Origin of the sequence: Streptomyces sp. CBMA123 (assembly GCF_014596465.1) — a bacterium.
Taxonomy (GTDB): Bacteria; Actinomycetota; Actinomycetes; order Streptomycetales; family Streptomycetaceae; genus Kitasatospora.
On the sequence record NZ_MECK01000544.1, the window covers coordinates 1 to 641 of the forward strand.

The 641-nt window shown below is 77.7% G+C and carries 1 pseudogene; it reads right to left on the reverse strand.

Going from position 1 to position 641, the window contains the following annotated elements:
- Positions 1-177: 177 nt before the first annotated feature.
- Positions 178-641 (reverse strand): annotated as a pseudogene (locus tag BG452_RS36190) (hypothetical protein); the annotation flags it as partial.

Consider the following 641-nt stretch of genomic DNA (forward strand, 5'->3'; position numbering starts at 1 on the left):
GCCGGCGGCGCGGGCGTGGACGACGCCGAGGCCGACCTCAACGCCCCGGCGTCAGCGCCGGGCGCCTACGCCCGGCTCGCGGGCCGGGCGCGCCGGAGCGTGCTGGAGCTGCGCGCCGGTGCGTACGCCCTGGTGCTGCGGCTGTCCGGCCGGCGCCGCACCGGTTGACCGGGCCGGCTACTCGGCGTTCCCGCTGAAGTCCACGTACCACTGCGGCGCGTACCGGTCGCAGTTCTCGGCGCCGACGTTGGTCAGCGCGTCCTGCACGCAGGTGACGTAGTCCTTGTAGTAGACGCCGAGCCCGATCACCGAGGTGGCGACCACGACGGTCATCGCGCCGGTGAGGATCCCGGCGAGCGCGGCCGGGGTGAGCGGGTTGGGTGCCGGGATCCCGGCGGGGCCGAGGCCTCCGGCCGTGGTGGGAGCGGCGGCGGGCCGCTTGGCCCGCAGCGCGCCGACGCCCCAGGCGATGCCGAGCAGCCCGACCAGCAGGGCGATCCAGTGGAAGCCGGCGAACAGGCAGACCAGGGCGAAGAGACCGGCCAGCGCGGCGTTGCGGGCCTTGCGGTGGACCGGGTCGGTCGGGTCGAGGCGGGGCGGCTGCGGGCCCTGGGGGCGCCGGCCGGGGCCGCCGTCGCCGG